13 protein-coding genes, 3 rRNA genes and 1 pseudogene (1 of these 17 running past the window's edge) are annotated in these 19,726 nt (G+C 58.7%); 8 read left to right on the top strand and 9 right to left on the bottom strand.

The window, feature by feature from the left end:
• Positions 1-7: 7 nt before the first annotated feature.
• The 3 genes from bcsB to bcsQ are packed head-to-tail and all read right to left on the bottom strand — an operon-like array spanning position 8 to position 5,654.
• A complete protein-coding gene (gene bcsB / locus ACA041_RS00645; RefSeq protein WP_497439435.1) occupies positions 8-2,266 on the bottom strand; it encodes a cellulose biosynthesis cyclic di-GMP-binding regulatory protein BcsB in 2,259 nt (752 codons plus the stop codon).
• Complete coding sequence (gene bcsA, locus ACA041_RS00640; RefSeq protein ID WP_497439434.1) at positions 2,266-4,488, bottom strand: UDP-forming cellulose synthase catalytic subunit; 2,223 nt, start codon at positions 4,486-4,488, stop codon at positions 2,266-2,268. Before bcsA ends, bcsB begins: the two co-directional genes overlap by 1 nt.
• Positions 4,485-5,654, bottom strand: a complete 1,170-nt coding sequence (gene bcsQ, locus ACA041_RS00635; RefSeq protein ID WP_497439433.1) for a cellulose biosynthesis protein BcsQ — start codon at positions 5,652-5,654, stop codon at positions 4,485-4,487. The genes bcsA and bcsQ overlap by 4 nt, the downstream gene beginning before the upstream one ends.
• A 564-nt stretch (positions 5,655-6,218) precedes the next feature.
• Here bcsQ and ACA041_RS00630 point away from each other — a divergent pair.
• Positions 6,219-6,557, top strand: a complete 339-nt coding sequence (locus tag ACA041_RS00630; RefSeq protein WP_497439432.1) for a tryptophan synthase subunit beta — start codon at positions 6,219-6,221, stop codon at positions 6,555-6,557.
• A gap of 158 nt (positions 6,558-6,715) precedes the next feature.
• Here ACA041_RS00630 and ACA041_RS00625 read toward each other — a convergent pair whose 3' ends face one another.
• The 3 genes from ACA041_RS00625 to lapG form a co-directional block, all read right to left on the bottom strand.
• Positions 6,716-6,991, bottom strand: a complete 276-nt coding sequence (locus ACA041_RS00625) for a DUF6124 family protein (RefSeq protein ID WP_497439431.1) — start codon at positions 6,989-6,991, stop codon at positions 6,716-6,718.
• Positions 6,992-7,389: 398 nt separating this feature from the next.
• Positions 7,390-9,336 (bottom strand): cyclic di-GMP receptor LapD, encoded by a 1,947-nt coding sequence (lapD, locus tag ACA041_RS00620; RefSeq protein ID WP_497439430.1) that lies wholly within the window; start codon positions 9,334-9,336, stop codon positions 7,390-7,392.
• Positions 9,337-9,350: 14 nt separating this feature from the next.
• The gene (lapG, locus tag ACA041_RS00615; RefSeq protein ID WP_497439429.1) at positions 9,351-10,043 is read right to left on the bottom strand and encodes a cysteine protease LapG; all 693 of its coding nucleotides are present in this window, start codon (positions 10,041-10,043) and stop codon (positions 9,351-9,353) included.
• Positions 10,044-10,238: 195 nt separating this feature from the next.
• Here lapG and ACA041_RS00610 point away from each other — a divergent pair, with 195 nt between their 5' ends.
• From ACA041_RS00610 to ACA041_RS00580, 7 genes and pseudogenes are all read left to right on the top strand, one after another.
• Positions 10,239-10,949 (top strand): GntR family transcriptional regulator, encoded by a 711-nt coding sequence (locus ACA041_RS00610; RefSeq protein ID WP_497439428.1) that lies wholly within the window; start codon positions 10,239-10,241, stop codon positions 10,947-10,949.
• A gap of 648 nt (positions 10,950-11,597) precedes the next feature.
• Entirely contained in the window at positions 11,598-12,374 is a 777-nt protein-coding gene (locus ACA041_RS00605; protein WP_497439427.1) for a DUF3050 domain-containing protein, read from the top strand.
• Complete coding sequence (locus ACA041_RS00600; RefSeq protein WP_497439426.1) at positions 12,371-13,300, top strand: diiron oxygenase; 930 nt, start codon at positions 12,371-12,373, stop codon at positions 13,298-13,300. The genes ACA041_RS00605 and ACA041_RS00600 overlap by 4 nt, the downstream gene beginning before the upstream one ends.
• A 13-nt stretch (positions 13,301-13,313) precedes the next feature.
• Positions 13,314-16,730 carry an amino acid adenylation domain-containing protein gene (locus tag ACA041_RS00595; protein WP_497439425.1) on the top strand — a complete coding sequence of 1,139 codons (3,417 nt, stop codon included), beginning with the start codon at positions 13,314-13,316 and terminating at the stop codon, positions 16,728-16,730.
• 29 nt (positions 16,731-16,759) lie between these two features.
• A complete protein-coding gene (locus ACA041_RS00590; protein ID WP_497439424.1) occupies positions 16,760-17,227 on the top strand; it encodes an SRPBCC family protein in 468 nt (155 codons plus the stop codon).
• Positions 17,228-17,461: 234 nt separating this feature from the next.
• Positions 17,462-17,572, top strand: a pseudogene (locus ACA041_RS00585) (sigma-70 family RNA polymerase sigma factor); the annotation flags it as partial.
• Positions 17,573-17,574: 2 nt separating this feature from the next.
• Positions 17,575-18,588, top strand: coding sequence for a FecR domain-containing protein (locus ACA041_RS00580; RefSeq protein ID WP_497441980.1), 1,014 nt, complete (start codon positions 17,575-17,577; stop codon positions 18,586-18,588).
• Positions 18,589-18,668: 80 nt separating this feature from the next.
• Here the strand turns inward: ACA041_RS00580 and rrf (ACA041_RS00575) are convergent.
• From rrf (ACA041_RS00575) to ACA041_RS00565, 3 genes are all read right to left on the bottom strand, one after another.
• Positions 18,669-18,784: ribosomal RNA gene (gene rrf, locus ACA041_RS00575) — 5S ribosomal RNA — on the bottom strand.
• Between the two features lie 108 nt (positions 18,785-18,892).
• Positions 18,893-19,008, bottom strand: a 5S ribosomal RNA gene (rrf, locus tag ACA041_RS00570).
• Between the two features lie 157 nt (positions 19,009-19,165).
• Positions 19,166-19,726, bottom strand: a 23S ribosomal RNA gene (locus tag ACA041_RS00565); it runs 2,331 nt beyond the window's last position.

Below are 19,726 nucleotides of genomic sequence, written 5' to 3'. Positions count from 1 at the left end.
GTCGATTTCAGTGACCCAAGCGCTGTTTGGCACGGGAGCGCAATGCCAGGTAGGCCAGGCAGCTGAGCAGCAACACGCCGAGACCGGTCAACAGCAGCGTCCACCCCACATGACGCGACATCAGCCATTGCAGGTGTTTGACCGGGCCCAGATTACCAACGTAGTACTGCTCGTCCGCCACCAGGGCTTCGACGGTTTTCCCGCGCACGACCACCAGGCTGCCTTGGATCGACTGGGCGTAATCCTCACCACCGATCAGGGCGTTAGTCGCTTCAACCAGGCCTTGCGGTTGACCACTGGCAATCACCACCACGCTGCGACCACTTTTCATTGGCGATTCGAAACCGGTCAGGTAGGTACTGCGCTCACCGCCGGAGAAAGCCATGGCCAGACGCGCCTTGCGCTGGTTAGCCTCCGGGTCGGGGCTGAACCACTCGCGCACACGCATCGGCAGGTCTGACAAGTGGAAGCTTTGCTGGCCACCGGCATCGGCAGCAGGCAGGCGATCCGCCCACTGGCTCAGCAACGGCTGGTTGGCGCCCGAAGCAAACACAAGCAAGTCTTTATCTGCTGCAGCCTGGATCTGCGCCGCCTGAGTCACCAACACGCCGGTGGCCGGGTAACCGGTTGATTGGCCGAAACGGCCGAGCACGGTCAGGTAGGCATCCAGCTCGGGAGCACCGGCGTTGTCCGGCAGTACCACTGCAGTTTGCGACAGGTCAGCCAGGCGAGTGAACGGGAAGCCCGCATCCTTGAATACGCCGAGGTTGGGCATGGCCATGAAGTGGTCGTAGCCGCTCAGGTCCAGCGTCGACTCCGGATCGATGCTGCCGCGCATGTTGTCGATGATGATGTCGCCACACTCGCCCTGCTTGATGTAATCGAACATGTAGCGCAACTGCAGACGCGACTGCAAGGCAACCGAGTTCAGCGGCAAGCGCACGCGGGTTTCACGGCCCAGGCTGTCGTCGGTTTTCAGTGCGCCGAGGATACCGCTGTCGAGTTTGTCCTGGGACAGCAGGTTCTGCGACTGAATCAAGGCGTCGTTGAAGCTGATGATGAACGATGAATTGGACGATTTTTCCTGCGGCGTATAACGGTACTTGAGGTTCAGCGGCGCACCTTCATCACGCCAGGTAAACAGGTCAGGCGGGAAGTTCAGTGGCACGGTGATGTCGCCCGGGTTGTAGCCCGACACATTGAATTGTTTGGCTGCCAGCAATTCACCCAGCTTGACCGGACGATCGCTCGGCAACCAGTTAGGTGCGTCGTATGGCTTGCGCGGCTGCACCGTGTCGAGGCGATCAATCACCACGTTGCTTCCCGACAGGGCCTGGCTGCCCAGTACCAATGCAGTGGCGGCACGTTTGAGTTCGATGCCATCTCGACCGGTGATTATCAGCAGCTTGCCATTGGCGTCGTTGGGGTTGGTCATCACGCTCAGGGTCGGGCCCTTGGCCGCAGGCAGATTCAACCCACCCAGTTGCAGGGCCTCGGGGCCGCTGAGCAAAATCACGGCGTTGCCGCTGGCCGGAATTTGATTGAAACGTGTAGAGAAGGTCGCACCTCGATAGCTGGCTAGCGCACCGAACCACGACGACAGTGCGCCGGCCGCTTCCAGGGTGGTATTGTCCGGCGCTGCGGCAAACACGAACGGTAGATTCAACGCACCGGCATCACGGCGATCGAAGAATGGCAGCGGCATGATCGACAGGTCGTTCGGTAAAGCCAGCGGCGATACGTCAATGCTCAACTCAGTAGCGTTGCTGATTTTCGCCCAAAGACTGGAGTGCTGCGGATCTTCACAGCTCATCGTGTAATGGCCGACGAATTGGAGGCTCAGACGGTTGAACTCAGTAATCAGGTGCGCCGGGATCTCGACCACCTGTTGCTGCAACTGCCCGGCGTTTTCTTTGGGCAAAGGCAAACTGGCAGCCACTTCATCGTTGACGATGACGTTGATCTGCGACAGGTCCGCCAGCAGCGCCGGCGAATACGTGTACTGCAACTTTAGCCTGGCGCCGGTAACGATCGAATCGGCACGCACATCGAAGTTGACGCTGTCGGTGGACTCCACGCCGCGCAGGCTCATCGGATAGTTGCGGCCCAGTTGCTTCAAGGTCACGTCATAGCTATAGGTCCCGGAAGCATTCGCCACGGGCGCCGTATCGGCCATGGCTGTTGCAACGCCACCCAAGGCCACTAAAGAACACATCATCGGGATCAGGGAACGCAGATTACCGAACGCGCAATACTTCGAATTCATCACTTGTCCGTAAGATTTTCAAGGGTAGAAGGGGCCGATCGACGGCGGCGCAGCAAAGTGCGCATTTCCATGACTATGGCTTTGAACAATTCGTAGATGCCGCGCATGCCGATTACACTGACATCACGCAGTGCTGCCAGCGGAGTATCGACCTGCCCGTTGCCCCAGGTTGATGCCCAGGTGTCGGCGCGAGAGAAGGTCAGACGCACCAGTTCGCTTTGCTGACGCAGGGTCAGCTGATTGAATTGAGCTCCCAGCAGCCCATCGCGGCTGAACACGATGACGGCCGGGAATACGCTTAGTTGCTGATTGCGAAACAAAGAGATCTGTACGCGTTCGCCCCGAGGAATCATGAACCCGTCCGGCAAACGAAAGCCCAGGCCTTTTTGCGAGAAGTCCTGGGTCACGCCTTCAATGCTGGTGCCGTCGGCGCGCGTCAGGCGCATCGGCAATTGGGCCGTGACCCGGGGCTCGGAGCGCACCTGACGTGTTTCACTGGCCACCGCCACCGAGGCACTGGTGATGATGATGTTGTAAACCGTCCAGGCCAAATTGATCAGGATAGTGGTGGTCGCGCCGTCTGCGCCTTGCATCAGCCTTACAACGCCGAAGATGAGTCCCGCAATGTTCAGGCTCAGCAACACGATGTAGGGGCGAGCGAGCTTCCACTCGAAGTATTTCTTGTCGATGATCCCGCCCTTGTCAGTTACGTTGAAGCCGCCAAACTTGGGGTTGACCAGCGCCATCAGTACCGGGCCCATGATGTACCAGGCCAGTACCGTCTCGTAGACCTCGTTCCAGAAGGAGTGACGGAAACGTCCCTGAATGCTGGAGTTGGTCAAACTCGCGTGAAGGATGTGCGGTAGCACATAGGCAGTGATCATCAACGCCGAGGCGTGGAAAATCTGAGCATCGAAAAACAGGAAGGCCAAGGGCGCTGTTAGAAACGCCAGGCGTGGCAAACCGTAGAAAAAGTGCAGCATCGCGTTCAAGTAACACAGGCGCTGACCGAGATTCAGACCTTTGCCGAACAGCGGATTATCGGTGCGAAAAATCTGCGCCATCCCGCGAGCCCAGCGAATCCGCTGACTGATATGCCGCGACAGGCTTTCCGTCGCTAGACCGGCGGCTTGAGGAATGGCCAGATAAGCCGTGTTGTAGCCGGCGCGGTTTAGCTTGAGCGCAGTGTGGGCATCTTCGGTGACGGTTTCGACGGCAACACCACCGATTTCCAGCAACGGCTCACGACGAATGACCGCACAGGACCCGCAAAAAAAAGTGGCGTTCCACAAGTCGTTGCCGTCCTGCACCAGCCCGTAAAACAACTCGCCTTCGTTTGGTACGGAGCGGAAGGTATTGAGGTTTTTTTCGAACGGGTCAGGCGAAAAGAAAAAGTGTGGCGTTTGCAGCATCGCCAGCTTCGGATCCTTGATAAACCAACCGATACTCACCTGAAGGAAGGAACGCGTCGGCACGTGATCGGCATCGAAAATGGCAATGTACTCGCCATGAGTGACCTTCAGCGCTTCATTCAAGTTGCCCGCTTTGGCGTGACGGTTATTGTCGCGAACGATGTAACCCACGCCGATCTGCTCGCAAAACTCGCGGAAATCTTCACGACGACCGTCATCCAATACGTGGACACGCAGTTTGTCCTTAGGCCAGTCGATGGCCTGGGCGGCGAAGATCGTGACCTTCACGATGTCGAGGGCTTCGTTGTACGACGGGATGAACACATCGACGGTTGGCCATTCGCCAGGAGGGCCGCTGAGCAATACCGGTTTGCGTCGCAGTGGCCACGCGGTTTGAATGTAGCCGAACACCAGCACGATCATCGCGTACAATTCAGCCATTACCAGGCCGTAGCCGAAGAGCATGTCCACCCAACCTTCGAAGCCGAGGGTCGACGTCAACCGCCAGTACAGGTAACGCAGTGAAGCGGTAAGCGACAGACCGATCAGGATCATGACCGTCAGTCGTCCGGGAATCTTGCGCAAGACCATGGCCGCGACAAAGCAGCCAAGTGCAAAGATGCATTGCGAGTAAAGATCGAATGGCACCGTGATGATGAACAGCGCCAGCAGGCTGCACAACAAGGTGATGCTGACGGTCAGCACTCGACGGGCGGCAGAAGGCCACCGCTCGAGCCGGTCAGACATGGATTGTGCCCAGCGTTGCGAGCGAGTCGGAGCGTCGCCGGTTTCGGCAGAGGTAGTGATCACGAGGCGATCAGTTCCGCAATATGGGCGGATTCGAGCCGAACCTTGAGCTGGTCGCCGAGCAACAACATGTCCTGGCACGCCGGGGACGAGTCTGACGCCAAGAGCGGATTGCGACCGTAAGCCAGCGCCTCGCCAATGGCATGATCCAGCGATATGACACCTAGCAGTTGTCCGCCCAGTCGCCGCTTGAACACCTCGTGCATGTCCCGGGAGAATTCCCGACTGGCATCGAATTGGTTGATGACATAGCTGCATTCCGATGACGGCGCACGCGCGTCCGGGCCTGCGAGCAACTTTTCCATCTGATCAAGGATCAAGAAACTGGCCGCGTCGGCGGTGGTCACTACGACAATTTGATCGGCCACAGCCAGGACCTGTTCCAGGTACACCGTGCGCCCTGGAGGCGTATCGAGAATAACCACGTCGTTTTCGTTCAGAGCCATACGCGCGAGCTGCCGGGCCAGCCAATGACGGTCATTGATCAAGTAATGCTCCAGGGTGCGGCGCTCTTCTTCCGTCAACGCGCCATAAGGCAGCAACAGCGAATCGGCGGAACCAGGCAGCAATAGGTCGTTCCAGCTATTGCCAGTAAGGCTCGCGCTGCCCATGCCGGCCACATCGGGTTGAACACCAAGGTGGTACTGCATGGCGTTTTGAGGATCGAGGTCGATTGCCAATGTCTGGCCACCCGTCAGGCGCAAAGTGCTGGCCAGCGCGGCACACAGGGTAGTTTTGCCAACACCGCCTTTGCTCGACACCACCGCGACGACGTGGGCCTTGCACTTGGGTGGTCGCCCCTGAGGCAGCGCCTGACGCAGGGCTTCTTCGTTAAGCGCCTGGGCCTCGGCTTGACGGGCCAACGCCACTTCAGCCAAAAGATGACGAAGCGGGGCAGCAACCGCAACGGTGGTGTCATCCTGGAGATCGGCGACAGTAGCCAATGGTTTGGCGGCAAGCATCGGTTTCACCGAGTGGCCCCCGAACGAGGCATCCCCAGACTCGATTACTGGCGCTTCGATAACAGCGTCCACCACCGACTCAGTGATCCCGGTCATCCCTGCGATAGTTTTTTCCTTGTAGTCGAAATGGCTATCGAATTCGAGATAGCTGTCCGCACTTGCTCCGAACCTGTTGAATAGGTTCGAGATATCGTCTGTACGATTCATAAAGGACTATCCGGGGCACTGGCTGTAAGGGAGCGCGATGCACAGTCAACCCCTAACTGAGCCATCAAAATGATATCGTCAAAATTTTGAACCGCGCAAGTGTAATATTTGTTCGCTATTAAAAAAACATTTTTTATCGCCATGTTTTTGACGCAATTCTCTAATTTTATTTTGGCGCCCCATCAACACCACGCCCATCGAGCACGCCACAGGCACCGGAACACCTGCCTGAGCTGGGCGGCGCGGGATTATCCAGTAAGCTATGAAGGGGTGCACATGTTTTGCGCCGAGTGGCATCGCGCTGGATAAATGACAGTCTGCGAACGCCTGGGACCGATCAAGCAATTAGTGGACCATATGAACTACCGACAATAAGGTGCCATTCAACTTAGCCATAAGTGTTTTTAAATCAATATCTTGGTTATACGTAAGTTAGTGTCGGATCTTTCCGTCAGGCATTTAAGGATTGGATCTGTGGCGTAGATGGCAAAGACACGCCCTCACAGTCTGACCGGGACTATGCTGCTGAAAGCATGACGCGGGTTCATTTATGAGGGATGCACAATGTTCTACGTGCAACGCAATCCAGAAGGCCGACTGATGCGCGTGGAAGCCCAGGCCTATGCCGAAGCAACCGAAACGCTGCCGGCCGACCATCCCGATCTGCAGGTCTGGTTCGCCAGCGAGGTCATGGCCACCAGCCTGAAACAGCTCAAGCAGAGCGACCTGGACATGATCCGGGTACTCGACGACTTGATCCAGGTATTGACCAGCAAAGGGGTGATCCGCGTGACCGACCTGCCGGCCGCCGCACAGGCGAAGCTCATGGACCGGTCCCAGGCCCGTGAGGCGCTGGGGGGGTTGAGTCATTTGGTCGATGAGGATGAGGCGGGGTTGATTTAAGACTGCACCTTCTTTTGGTGCCGGTACTGACGCCTTCGCGAGCAGGCTCGCTCCCACACTGAGTTCGTGTCGTACAACAATCCAGTGATCACCCCGATCAACTGTGGGAGCGAGCCTGCTCGCGAAGGCGATCTTCAATTCGCCATCGGATTGCCCTGCTAAACCTTGGCCTGAGACTGCATCTTGTCCGGCGATTCAAGGTGATCCAGCACTCGTTCCACCAACAAATAAACCCCATCGGCCATGCGACTGAGCGCCAGGGCTACGGAACGGCGTGAGCCTTCCACATCGTCGGCGAGGTCGGCGGCGATGGCGCTGATCGAGAGCAGGTCTTCGGAGGCGTTGGCCAGGAGGGCTTCGATGTGGACGTCAGGGGATACGGTGAAGAGAAGGTCTTTGCGGGGAGCAGGTGGATTAGGAGTTACCTTGAACATAGAAATTTTCCCTAAACAGTAAGTTGGGGCCGTCACCGTTCGCTTGCACGCGAATAGGGTGGCGGCCGTGCGCAGGTGTGCAAGACCGGGACTGTTTAGGACACCCAGCAGATCCAAGGATCTCCTGCGCGCAGCCGCCATAAAGCAACGAGCATCGAAATGCTCGAAAGAATGGCAGAGCGCATACCTAAACAGTTTGGTCGGACTTGCACGTCCGTGTCACCGCTTTTTCAGTGACAATCCCAGACTAACCACGAGCCTGAAGCCGGACAAGTTCACCAACACCGCTACAACTTGAAGGAAATCTCCGACGCCGCTGTCCCCCCGTCAGATGGTTCTTACGCCAGCTTGGGTGTTGTACTGACGCCTTCGCGGGCAAGCCTCGCTCCTACAGGGCCTTACTTCCAAGGCTCAGGCTCCCCAAACAACCGCCCCTGAACCCCATAAATCCCCAGTTCGCGAATCACCAGCAACTCCCCTTCAGTCTCGACCCGCTCGGCAATCAGCGGCAGGTCGATGCTGTGGGCAGCCCGTTGAACTGCCTCAATGAACGCTCGCTTGTCGCCCTCCTGATCAATCGCCCGGATGTAGCTGCCGTCGATCTTCAGATAGGCCAACCCAAGCCGTGCCAGGTTGCCGATCATGCTGAAGCGCCCGCCAAAGTGTTGCAGGCTCAGGGAAAAACCGAGCTCGCGCAGACGCCGCGTCAGCTCTTCCAGTACCGCTTGTTCCGGCAATTGCTCCTCGCCGATTTCCAGGGTCAGCCGCGAGCCCAGATTGGAATGGGCACGCAAAATCTCGAAAACCTTGTTCAGCGCCTGCGGGTCGACCAATGTCGCGCAAGACAGGTTCAGCGCCAGCGACTGTTCGTGATCGGCCATCTGTTCAAGCACCCATTCCAGCATCAGGCGGTCCAGCCGCGCGGTCCAGCCAAAACGCTCGAGCCACGGCAAGAAGCGCCCGGCGGGAATTGCCTGGCCCTGGTCGTCGATCAAACGCGAAAGCACTTTGTAGTGCAGCACCAGTTGGGTGTCCTGGCTGGCCACCACCGGCTGGAAATACAGCTGGAAACGCTGCTTGTCCAGCGCCTGATCAAGCAAGCCGTACCAGGCATGGTGGTCATCACCGACATCGGCCGCTGCATTGTGATCCAGGCAGACCCAGGTCGAATCGCCCAGGCCTTCGGCTTGCGACAACGCCTGATCCGCCAACGCCAACACCGCTTGCGGCGAGTCGCCATGGACAAACGGCGCCAGCCCGATCGAAGCGACCGAAGCCACATCGGTGGCGCCGGTCGCGTACAGGCTGCCCAACGCAGCTTCGAGGTTCTGCGCCAGTTGCAGCGCTTCTTCGCGCACCAGCCCCGGTGCCAGCACGGCGAATTCGCCGCCACGGATGCGCGTGATGAGGTTCAGCGTTTCCGGGTACCTGGCGCACTCTCGGGACAATTGCTCGCCGACCGCTATCAGCAGTTCATCGGTGTGTTGACCGCCCAGGCGCTGGTTCAAACCGGCCAGATCCTTCACTCGCAACAGCAGCAGATAACCCGAGCTGGCCTGCTCCGGGTTAGTCACCCGCGCATTCAATTGCATTTCGAAATAGCGCCGGTTGGCCAACCCGGTCAAGGCGTCCTGGTAAGACTCGGCGCGCAGTTTTTCACTGTGCCCGGCCTGCTCCAGGAACAACGCCTTGAGCTTTTCGACCATCTGGTTCATGGCCTGCACCACGCGGCGCAATTCGGGGGTGCGCGGCAGGTCTGGCAGGCTGAGGAATTCCCGACGGGCGATGGCGTGGGACTGCTCGACCATGTAGTCGAGCGGCTTCAATTGCCGGCGTAACAACAACGCGCCGAGCACCGCACTGACCACGCCGCAGATCAGCAACCAGGTCAGGCTGCCCAATGCGCTCTGCCAGAGCTTGGCCAGCGCAAACATCGGGTGACTCACCACTTCGACCCTGGCGGCCTGCTCCCAGCCACGGCTGACGATGGCATCGCCGCCGGCCGGTTCCAGGCCGATCAGTTTGACGAACCAGTCCGGCACTCTATTCACCGCGGGAATGCCGCTGCGCTCGACCAGGGTCTTGTCGCTCGACAGATCGACCACCCGGATGCTCGCGTAATACCCGCTGTCGAAGATCGAGCTGACCTGCAACTCGACCATTGCCGGATCGTCAATGTTCGGCGTCAGGGACAGCGCCAGCGCCGTCGCGGCGTCCTGGGCGTGGGAGCGCAACTGGTTGACGTACTGGGCACGGGAGCTTTCCAGGCTGACGATGAAGTTGCCGGTGAAGGCGACCACCAGGAATAGACAGATGGCGATCAACAGCTGTTTGAACAAAGACATCTGAGCGTGTGCTCCTAGTGAGTCGTCTCGACCGGAAAACCTTCTGCCTGCATTTTCTTCAGCACATCCTGCCATCGGGACAGGCGTTTGGTGTCACCCACCTGTTTGTTGCCCTTGGCTCCCGGCAGCCACAACCCTTCGGCATTGAAAGCGTAGACCGGCAGCAGGTCGGTTCTTTGGCTGGCGGGCCTGATCGCATCGATCAGGCTGTCGAGCACCAGTGGCTCGGCGTTCGGACTCGAGTAATAGGTCAGCACCATATGGGCGCGGTTCAGGCTCACGGCCTTGACGTAGGTGATGCGCAGCTTGTCACTGGAAACACCGAGATGACGCAGGCTGAAATACTTGGCGATGGCGAAGTCTTCGCAATCGCCGGCACCTTTCCACAGGGCTTCGATCGGGGTTTCCCAGTAATCGACCTGTTGCCACAAGTCGAGGTCCTCCAGGTAATTCAGCTGCTTGTTGAAGAACTGGTTGACCACATTGAGCTGTTCCGGCTCGCTGATCTGCTTCTGCGTGGCCAGCAATTGTTGCCAGGTATCAATGCGTTGCTGACCTTCACCCAGCGGTCCGTATAATGCCTGCGCCCGACGGCTGATCAGGGAAAAATCCCAATCCGCGTGCAGGCCACCCGGCATGACGCCAGCCAGCAGCAGCGCGCAGCACAACCAGCGCAATGTCCGAGGAACCGCGAAACATGCCACCAAGGCGAGGCTTCCTGGATAGGCAGAGAGAGAGTCAAATGGATGGTGAAGCCTGGCCCGTTAAAAGACAATGGCACGGTGAGATCACCGCTGACACGCTAAACTCTTGATATAGCCTTCTACAGGGTTTGACATGTTGTATAACAATAACTAGTGTCAATTGGATCCAATTATTTCAGTCAATCAGGGTGCGTTGTAGTGACACAGAAGCCCAACCCTCTCAGCAGTATCAAGGTCAACGGGCCGATTCCTGCTCATCTGGCTCGCTCGGTGATCGAAGAAACCCTGCGTGCTGCCATACTCGACGGTCGCATCCCTTGCGGCACCGCCCTCAGGCAGCAAGACCTGGCCGACCTGTTCGGCGTCAGCCGCATGCCGGTGCGCGAAGCCTTGCGCCAGCTCGAAGCCCAGTCGCTGCTCAATGTAATCGCTCATAAAGGCGCGGTCGTCGCACCGCTGGTTCAGGGCGATGCCGTTGAAACCTATGCGCTACGCATCCTGTTGGAATCCGAAGCCCTGCGCTTGTCGGTCCCTTTGTTGACCAACGAGGATCTTGAACAGGCCGCCCGCTACATCGACGAATTGGAAACGCAACACGACTACACCGAAATCGGCCGGCTCAACCGTCTGTTCCACATGACGCTGTACAGCAAGGCGCCGAACCGGCGGCTGTTGAAGCTGGTGGAAGACGGCTTGAATGAGGAAGAGCGCTTTCTGCGTTTCAATCTGGAAGCCATGGGCCTGGGCAAACTGTCCCAGGAAGATCACCGGGCGATGTTGCGGGCCGTCGAGGACCGCGACATCGAACGCTCGGTGAAGATGCTCGAACATCACCTCAATCGCGGGGTCGAGGTCATCACACGCTACCTCGAAAGCCCTGAAGCGAAGAACCGCAAAACCCCGAAATAATTCCAGCGGCAGGCCTGAGCGAGCAAATCGAACTGCTCATTCTCGCTTGCCGCGATTGCCCCCCCTAAGCCCCACCTTCGACTCGCCCCACTCAAGCCCGCTCATGGCACCGACAGCATTCACGACTCGGTGATAGCGGCTTCCTTGAATTACCCTCACTCTTGGTCCGACAACGAATAATGAACGGGTGACGCACCGCACGAGCGAGCAGTCCTCGCAACAAGAACCAACGGAAGGAGTCTTGTCACGGGAAAGGAAGAATCGGCGTCATCCCCGGCCAACTTCCCCCCTCAGATCACTTGACGCTCGACCATTAGAAAGTTGCTTCGAGTGAGGCATTCACTCTCTGCTTCAATTCTGACTTATATAAGCCGGAAGGAGCAACTACGGCCAAATAAACCTTAATTGAAAAGTTTTATTGGAACTTGTCGCACCCAACAAAGTTAAACTTTAAAATAATAAATAAATATCTTGCCCACAACTTTACTTGTGTATTAATTTTTCACCGCCACCAATGATCATTGGCCGGCAGGCCCTCACCAGACAACTTAAATATACCAACCCCATATCAATTAGTTGAGGCGTTCGCTCGACAGCAGAAAACTAATGCGCTCATTACTTATTGATCACACACTTATAGGCACGCCCATGACATCGACCAAAGACCACCTTAATCAGAAAAAAGCACAACTTGGCGCGCACCCGATCTTTTCTGAAATACATTCGCTCCCGGTACTTCAACGCTTTATGGAATCCCATGTGTTTGCGGTGTGGGACTTCATGTCGCTGACCAAGCGCCTGCAACAGGAATTGACCTGCGTCCAACTGCCGTGGTTGCCGCCGCCTGATCCACAGGCGGCGCGCCTGATCAACGAGATAGTGTTGGGTGAAGAGTCCGACGACCGTCCGGGCAAGGGACACTTCAGCCACTTCGAGTTGTACCTGGACGCCATGCGCGAAGTCGGTGCAAGTACGGTTGCAGTGGAACGCTTCGTGGCGCTGCAGCAGGAAGGCGTCAGCTACGACGTGGCATTGCGAAGTGTGGATGTCGATCCGGCAGCCGCACAGTTTGTGCGCCACACCTTGCACACGGCGCTGCATGCTCCGGGGCATCGTGTTGCGGCCGCCTTTCTGCATGGTCGTGAGAGTGTCATCCCACAGATGTTCCAGCGGATTCTTGATGATTGGGGCATCGGTATCGAGCAGGCGCCGACCTTCCGTTATTACCTGCAGCGGCACATCGAAGTCGATTCCGAAGACCACGGTCCTGCGGCGCAAGAACTTCTCGCGCGGTTGGTCGATGGCGATCCGCAGCGTGAAGAAGACGTGTACGCCAGCGCCATCGCCGCCGTGGAAAGCCGCATCGCCTTGTGGGATGGCCTGCGCCTGAGCATGAGCGAACCTATGCCTGAGGTGAACGCATGAACGCCGCAGACTACCAATCCTTTGCCGACGCCTGGGAGAGCCGCGCCACCATCCGCACCCGCCCTCGCCGAGTGCTGGAGAACGACGAGAAGCTGATCTATCCCTTGAGCCGTCAGCCGTTGGTGCTGAGCGAAACCTTCCTGCGCGAATGCCCCGGGCAGCGCGACTTCGCCTTGGTGCAGACGCTCTACAAGTTCATCAATGACGTGGTGATCTTCGAAACCGAGATCGTCGACAAGACCGCCCGCAGCATCGCGAAAAACCGCTTCCCCCTGGCCTTCCCGTTCGCCTGCCGTTACGACGCCATGACGGTGGTGGTGGACGAGGACTACCACGCGCTGGTGGCCATGGATTTCATGCAGCAGACCATCGCCATGACCGGCATCGCGCCGATCGGGCTGCCGGATGAAATCGAACTGAGCCGTGCGATTCCAGCGGCCGTCGCACTCGCGCCGGAGCACCTGCGCAGCGCCGTGGAATTGATCTGCGTGGCCATTGCGGAGAACACCGTGACCGGTGATGTGGCGGCGTTCGCCAAGGACGACACGGTCAAGCAGTCGATCAAGGGCCTGATGGCCGACCACTTGCTCGACGAGGGCCGACATTCGGGCTTCTGGGCGCGGCTGGTACGCATCTACTGGCACACCGCAAGCGAAGACGACCGTCAAAGCATTGCGCACATCCTGCCGGTGTTCATCGGCCATTACCTGACCAACGACATTCAGAAGTCCTTCGACTTGCGGCTGATCGAGTCCCTGCCAATCAGCGATGCCGCACGTTGCGCGCTCAAAAGCGAAGTCTCGGGGCTGGCTTTTCCGATCAATCGCCATCACCCGCTGGTCGCCAACATCGTGCGGTTTTTCCGCAGCAGTTCGTTGCTCGACTCGCGGTGCGTGCAAGACGCCCTCGGCGACTACCTGGCTTAACGAGGAGCCCATCATGAGACGTCTCGACATTCTGCTCATTGGACGCAGCCAGGCCTTGACCGGCCTGGCGCTGGAACTCGAACAACAGGGGCATTCACCAAGGCAGCTGACATTCCTCGATGAGCAGCCGACGGATCACGTCGATTTGCTGATCGACGACGCCAGCCTCAGCGTTCCTGCCTTTGGCAACGCGCCGCGACTGACGCTGCAATTGGGCGTCGGTGCGCCGGGAGCGTCAGGCCTGCCACCGCTGGACCTGCTATGCCGCTTCGGCTCGACGCTGCTGACTCGGGTACCGATCGCCGATGAGCCTTCAGGTAACGGTCAGGCGTTGCGGGTACGAGCAGTGGCTGAACTGGTGGACCAGGTAGCGTTGTTGATCAGCCGCTACTCCCGGGATGCCGAGTATTTTCTGCTCGCCCCGCCCGCGCCCTGCGCCCCCTTCGAGCAGGTGGAGAATCTGCTGTTTCTGGAAAGCCTGGCGTTTGTACACCGGCTCAATGCCACAGCAGAACCCTGGCTGCTGCAACTGGCGCAGACACCGCTGATCGAACGCCTTGAGCAGCGTTTCATCCAGTGCGCCGAGCGTGCGGCGCTGACCGTCGACGGCAGCTCGTTGAGTTATCGCCAATTACATGCACTGAGTCGCGCCATTGCGCAACGATTGCAGCCATTGCTCGATCAGCAGCCGGGACCCGTAGTGGTCGGGATCTGCCTGCCGAAATGCAGCGCACTGTATGCGGGGATTCTGGCGATACTCGGCAGCGGCGCGGTGTATCTGCCGCTGGAACCGAGCCATCCGCTGCAACGCCAGCAGTACATCCTGTCGAATGCCGGGGCGGCGTTGCTGCTGCATGACGGGCAACACCCGCTCGCGGCCGAGATGCCCGGCCTGGACATCACCCTGATCGGCGTCGATCAGGTGAACCTCGATCAACCGCTGATGCGCTCGCGTCCCGATCTCGCGGCGCCCTGCATGGCGCTCTACACCTCAGGCACCACCGGCCATCCCAAAGGCGTACTACTCAGTCAGGCCAACCTCGCCCATTTCAGTACGTGGTACGCCGACTACGTGCAGCTGAGCGAACGGAGCCGGGTGTTGCAGTTTTCGTCGCTGGGTTTCGATTCATCGCTGATCGATATTTTCCCGACCCTGCTGCAGGGCGCCGAGCTGATTGTGCCCGGCGACGATCAACGTCGCGACCCATTGCAGCTGGTGGAACTGATCCGCCACCAACGCCTCACCCACGCCTTTTTGCCGCCAGCGCTGTTGAGCATCCTGCCGCTGCAACAATTGCAGTGCCTGGATCACGTGATGACCGGCGGCGATGTCTGCGAGCCCTATGTCATCGAGCAACTGACCCGCCAGGGCAAGCTGTACAACCTCTATGGCCCGACCGAAGCCACGGTGCTGATCACCGCGCGGCAACTGCGCAGCGGCGACAGCAACCGTACCCTCGGCGCGCCGATTGCGAACAGCCAGGTGTTGATTCTCGACGAGGATTTGCAACCGGTGGTTGAACAGACCGTAGGCGAGCTGTACATCGTCGGCCCAGGGGTGTGCATGGGTTATTTGAATAACCCGCAACAGACCGCCGAACGCTATCTGGACCTCAGTCTGGCCAATGGTGACAAGCTGCGCGCCTACCGCACCGGCGACATGGCCAAGTGGACCGGCGAAGGCATCGAGCTGTGCGGACGTCGGGACAACCAGGTGAAGATCCGGGGTTTCCGGGTCGAGCCGGAAGAGATCGAACGCTGCCTGCGCGACGGTCAGCGGTACCGGCAGGTGGCAGTGGTCATCGACAACCAGCGGCGGATCCTGGCCTTCCTCGCACAGCCTCAGGAAGAGCATCCCGGTGCCGCTCGCCAAGCGCTGAAAGCTCATGCCCTTCAGTTCCTGCCCGACTACATGCAGCCGATGGCCTGGACCGAACTGTCGAGTATGCCGTTCGCCAGCAACGGCAAGGTCGACCGCAAGGCACTGCTGCAACTGCCCGTCAGCGCTACCGAAAACCACCCACGGCGCTTACCTGCCAGTGCCGATGAAGCGTTGTTATTGGCGATTTGGGCCGAGCTGCTGGAATTGCCGGCCAGCGATATTTCCACCGACGAAAGCTTCTTCAATCTGGGCGGCCACTCGATCCTGTTGTCGCGCATGCTCCTGCGCTTGCGCGAAGAATTCGGTCGCAGCATCTCGATCAACCGCTTCATCGAACTGCCGACCATCAGCAAACTGGCGACGCTGGTTCGTGGCACCGGCACCGAAGAAGTGTTGAGTGCACAAGCCATGGCTGACGCCTTCCGCGAGCTGGATGTGCAGCCCTTGCCGGTGAGTTGCATGGGCGATGTGCACAAGGTGATCGTTACCGGCGCCAACAGTTTTGTCGGCGTGCACATTGTCGAGGCGCTGCTGGCCTGGGGCGCCAGCGAAGTCGCCTGCCTGGTGCGCGAGGGTGGTGGGCAATCGGCGGCCGAACGTTTCGCTCAGGCCTTGCGCGAGAACCGCCTGGAGCATCTGGACCTGAGCCGGGTGCAGGTTTATGCGGCGGACATGACCCATCCCGCGCTGGGGCTCGCCGCTGATGTCCATGAGCGACTGGACCGGGAGTTCGGCGCCCTGGTGCATAACGCCGCCAACGTCAATCACGTCCTCGACTACGAGTCGTTGGCCCGGGACAACGTCGAGCCGATTTTCGAATGCCTGCGATTGTGCGAAGGGCGTAGTAAGAAGATTTTCAACTTCGTCTCGACCCTGTCGGCTTCCAGCACCCTCTGCGCCGATGGCCGGGTGCTCGAGTTGCCTGCCGCGCAGACGCCGCCGATCTACATCAAGAACGGCTACAACCTGTCGAAATGGGTCGCTGAACGCATTCTCGAGCGGGCTCGCGAGCGTGGGGTGCGGGTCAATCTGTATCGCCCCGGCAATATCAGTTTCAACAGCCTCACGGGGGTCTGCCAGCCGCACAAGAACCGTTTGATGCTGATGCTCAAGGGCTCGATCCAGCTCGGTCGGGTGCCGGAATTCGCGTTGAATTTCGACTTGATGCCGGTGGATTTCCTCGCCCGCTTCATTGCTTTCCACGCCAGCCGTTATCAGCCCGACAAGGCGGTGTTCAACCTGCACAACCCCGAGCCCTTGAGCTGGGACGCCTATGTCGCGTCATTTCGCGAGGCCGGCCGGGAGTTTTCGATGGTCAGCGTCGCCGACTGGCAGCAGCAACTGGGCCGGGTCGACAGCGACAACGCGCTGTTCGGCGTACTCGGTTTCTACCTCAACGGCTTCGAGGAAGACATCGGCGACATCTCGATGATCGGCCACGACAACGCCCAGGCCGGCGTACGCCAAATGGGCACGCACTACCCGGAAAAATCCCCGGCGCTCCTGCGTCGCGGCTGCGACTACCTCAAAGAAATCAATTTCATCTGATTCATTCCAACCAAGAACGGAGCAACACCATGAGCACTCTGCAACCCGATACCCTGATCAAAAACCCTCAAGGCGCAGCTGTCGTGGCGTCGCTGGAGGTGCCAGCCAATGCCGCGCAAGTCTGGGCCGTGGTCGGTAACTTCGCCGGCTTCGATCGCTTCATTCCGGCGTTGTCGCACATCGAGATGACGGGTGAGGGCGTGTCATCCCTGCGCAAGAAGTTCTTCAGGGACGGCAATCTGGTGGTTGAACAACTCAACTCCCGGGATGACCAAGCGCTGAACATGACCTGGACCACGATCTACAACACTTTAGGCGTGGCCAACTTGTGGGCGGCGATGAGTGTTGAAGCGTTGGGCGCGAACTCGTCCCGGGCGACCTGGACCATCATTGCCGAACCGGCGCAGGGCGGTGCCGAAGCGTTTCCGGGGTTCAGGGCATTCGTGCAGGGGTTTGCCGATGATGCGATGAGCAATGTGGTGAAGTTGTTTGGGTAGGACCTTTATTTGGCGGTGACTGTACTGCCGCCTTCGCGAGCAGGCTCGCTCCCACAAGGGGTTTCGGTCGATCACAAGTGTTATGGTCGTTGAAGATTCCCTGTGGGAGCGAGCCTGCTCGCGAAGAACGATAACGCGGTCGCAGCGACGTCGCGCTCAGCGGCAGTTGCAAATTCCCAAGCCCTTGACGACAATGCGACTAATTATCATTTGTGACGTCCGGGCTTCGCGTTCATGTCCTCACCCGAGTTTGCAGTACAGGCGCTTTACAGTAGCCATCACGGTTGGCTCAACTCGTGGCTACGCGCTCGACTGGGCAATGCCGCCGATGCGGCGGATCAAGCATGATGCCGTCGGATAGCTCGGTGTTGAATCGCCGCGGCGAGCCGCATCAGCAGGTGGTCAAGCAAGCCATCAATTGGTTGCTGCGCCTGCGTAATAACGCGACCAATCCAAGACTGCGCCAGCAATGCGATAGCTGGCGGGCAGAACACCATGAACACGAACTGGCCTGGCAACGAGTGCAATCGCTGCATGCTGAACTGAGCAGTAACCTGCGCGCGGTGCCTGGCGCACAAGTCGCCTTCAGCACCCTGGAAAACAGCGCCCAGGGACTGGGCCGACGCCAGGCGCTGAAGTTGCTGTCGGGCGTATTGCTGATGGGCTCTGCCGCCTGGCTTTGCAAGGATGCGGTGGGCTGGCAACAATGGACCGCCGACTTCGCCACCGCCACCGGCGAGCGCCGTGGCTTCCAGCTACCCGATGGCACACGCCTGGAGCTCAACACGGCCAGTGCGGTGGATCTGGATTACACCGCGCAGCAGCGCCGGATCAAACTGACCCGGGGCGAAATCATCGTGACCTGTGGCGGAATCGACGAAGGCTCTTCGTTTGATCGACCATTACGGGTGCACAGTCGCCACGGCGTGTATGAAGGGGTGGGTGCCCGTTTCATCCTGCGCCAGGAGGCCGACTGCACTCGACTCAGCGTCACCAGTGGCATCGTCGCGATTCATTCGCCGCTGGCCGCTGACGGTGTGCCGATCCAGGTGGACGCCGGGCAGAGTTATTTGATCGATCAGCACCAGGCCAAGCCGGTACCGCCGCTGAACATGGACGTCGGTGCCTGGGTCGACGGCCTGATCGTGACCCGCAACATGCGCCTGGGGGATTTCCTCAATGAAGTCGCACGCTACCGCCACGGGTATCTGACGTGCTCGGCGGACATTGCCGACTTGCGCCTGTCCGGGGTTTTCCGTCTCGAAGACACCGACAGGCTACTGGCCATCCTGCCGCACACCTTGCCGGTGCAACTGCGCTACCGCACTCGCTGGTGGGTGACGCTGGAGCGGCAGGCCTGAATTATTTCTGGCGGGTTTTCCGTGCCGGCTGAAAGACAAAACCCCTGTCTGCGTTAGCAGACAGGGGTTCTGGAATTCAATCTTGACGATGACCTACTCTCACATGGGGAAACCCCACACTACCATCGGCGATGCATCGTTTCACTGCTGAGTTCGGGATGGGATCAGGTGGTTCCAATGCTCTATGGTCGTCAAGAAATTCTGTGACCAGCCCGTTACAGCGGTAACGTGCCAGCAAAAAATGGTGACTTCTACTAAAACAAAACCCCTACCTGCGTACGCAGATAGGGGTTTCGGAATTTAATCTTGACGATGACCTACTCTCACATGGGGAAACCCCACACTACCATCGGCGATGCATCGTTTCACTGCTGAGTTCGGGATGGGATCAGGTGGTTCCAATGCTCTATGGTCGTCAAGAAATTCGGGTACTGAGTCGCGACCAGCTGGCCTCGCTTCAGCAAATTGGGTATGTGATAGCTTTCGGTGTTTTGTGAGATTCGAACTTTCGGTTCATTTCGTCTTCACACACCGCAATCTGATGCTCTTTCGAGTAGTCAAATTGCTTGGGTGTTATATGGTCAAGCCTCACGGGCAATTAGTATTGGTTAGCTCAACGCCTCACAGCGCTTACACACCCAACCTATCAACGTCGTAGTCTTCGACGGCCCTTCAGGGGACTCAAGGTCCCAGTGAGATCTCATCTTGAGGCTAGTTTCCCGCTTAGATGCTTTCAGCGGTTATCTATTCCGAACATAGCTACCCGGCAATGCCACTGGCGTGACAACCGGAACACCAGAGGTTCGTCCACTCCGGTCCTCTCGTACTAGGAGCAGCCCCTCTCAAATCTCAAACGTCCACGGCAGATAGGGACCGAACTGTCTCACGACGTTCTAAACCCAGCTCGCGTACCACTTTAAATGGCGAACAGCCATACCCTTGGGACCGGCTTCAGCCCCAGGATGTGATGAGCCGACATCGAGGTGCCAAACACCGCCGTCGATATGAACTCTTGGGCGGTATCAGCCTGTTATCCCCGGAGTACCTTTTATCCGTTGAGCGATGGCCCTTCCATACAGAACCACCGGATCACTAAGACCTACTTTCGTACCTGCTCGACGTGTCTGTCTCGCAGTCA

It is taken from the genome of Pseudomonas sp. LBUM1676 (assembly GCF_059695605.1).
Note: the sequence above shows the minus strand (reverse complement) of the source record. Positions and strands in the feature narration are given on the sequence as shown.

Bases quoted from the DNA above. Each gene is read 5' to 3' on its own strand.
- lapD (WP_497439430.1), bottom strand. From the start codon at position 9,336: ATGTCTTTGTTCAAACAGCTGTTGATCGCCATCTGTCTATTCCTGGTG.
- ACA041_RS00630 (WP_497439432.1), top strand. From the start codon at position 6,219: ATGTTCTACGTGCAACGCAATCCAGAAGGCCGACTGATGCGCGTGGAA.
- bcsQ (WP_497439433.1), bottom strand. From the start codon at position 5,654: ATGAATCGTACAGACGATATCTCGAACCTATTCAACAGGTTCGGAGCA.
- ACA041_RS00600 (WP_497439426.1), top strand. From the start codon at position 12,371: ATGAACGCCGCAGACTACCAATCCTTTGCCGACGCCTGGGAGAGCCGC.
- ACA041_RS00595 (WP_497439425.1), top strand. From the start codon at position 13,314: ATGAGACGTCTCGACATTCTGCTCATTGGACGCAGCCAGGCCTTGACC.
- ACA041_RS00605 (WP_497439427.1), top strand. From the start codon at position 11,598: ATGACATCGACCAAAGACCACCTTAATCAGAAAAAAGCACAACTTGGC.
- ACA041_RS00580 (WP_497441980.1), top strand. From the start codon at position 17,575: ATGCCGTCGGATAGCTCGGTGTTGAATCGCCGCGGCGAGCCGCATCAG.
- ACA041_RS00590 (WP_497439424.1), top strand. From the start codon at position 16,760: ATGAGCACTCTGCAACCCGATACCCTGATCAAAAACCCTCAAGGCGCA.
- ACA041_RS00625 (WP_497439431.1), bottom strand. From the start codon at position 6,991: ATGTTCAAGGTAACTCCTAATCCACCTGCTCCCCGCAAAGACCTTCTC.
- bcsB (WP_497439435.1), bottom strand. From the start codon at position 2,266: ATGAATTCGAAGTATTGCGCGTTCGGTAATCTGCGTTCCCTGATCCCG.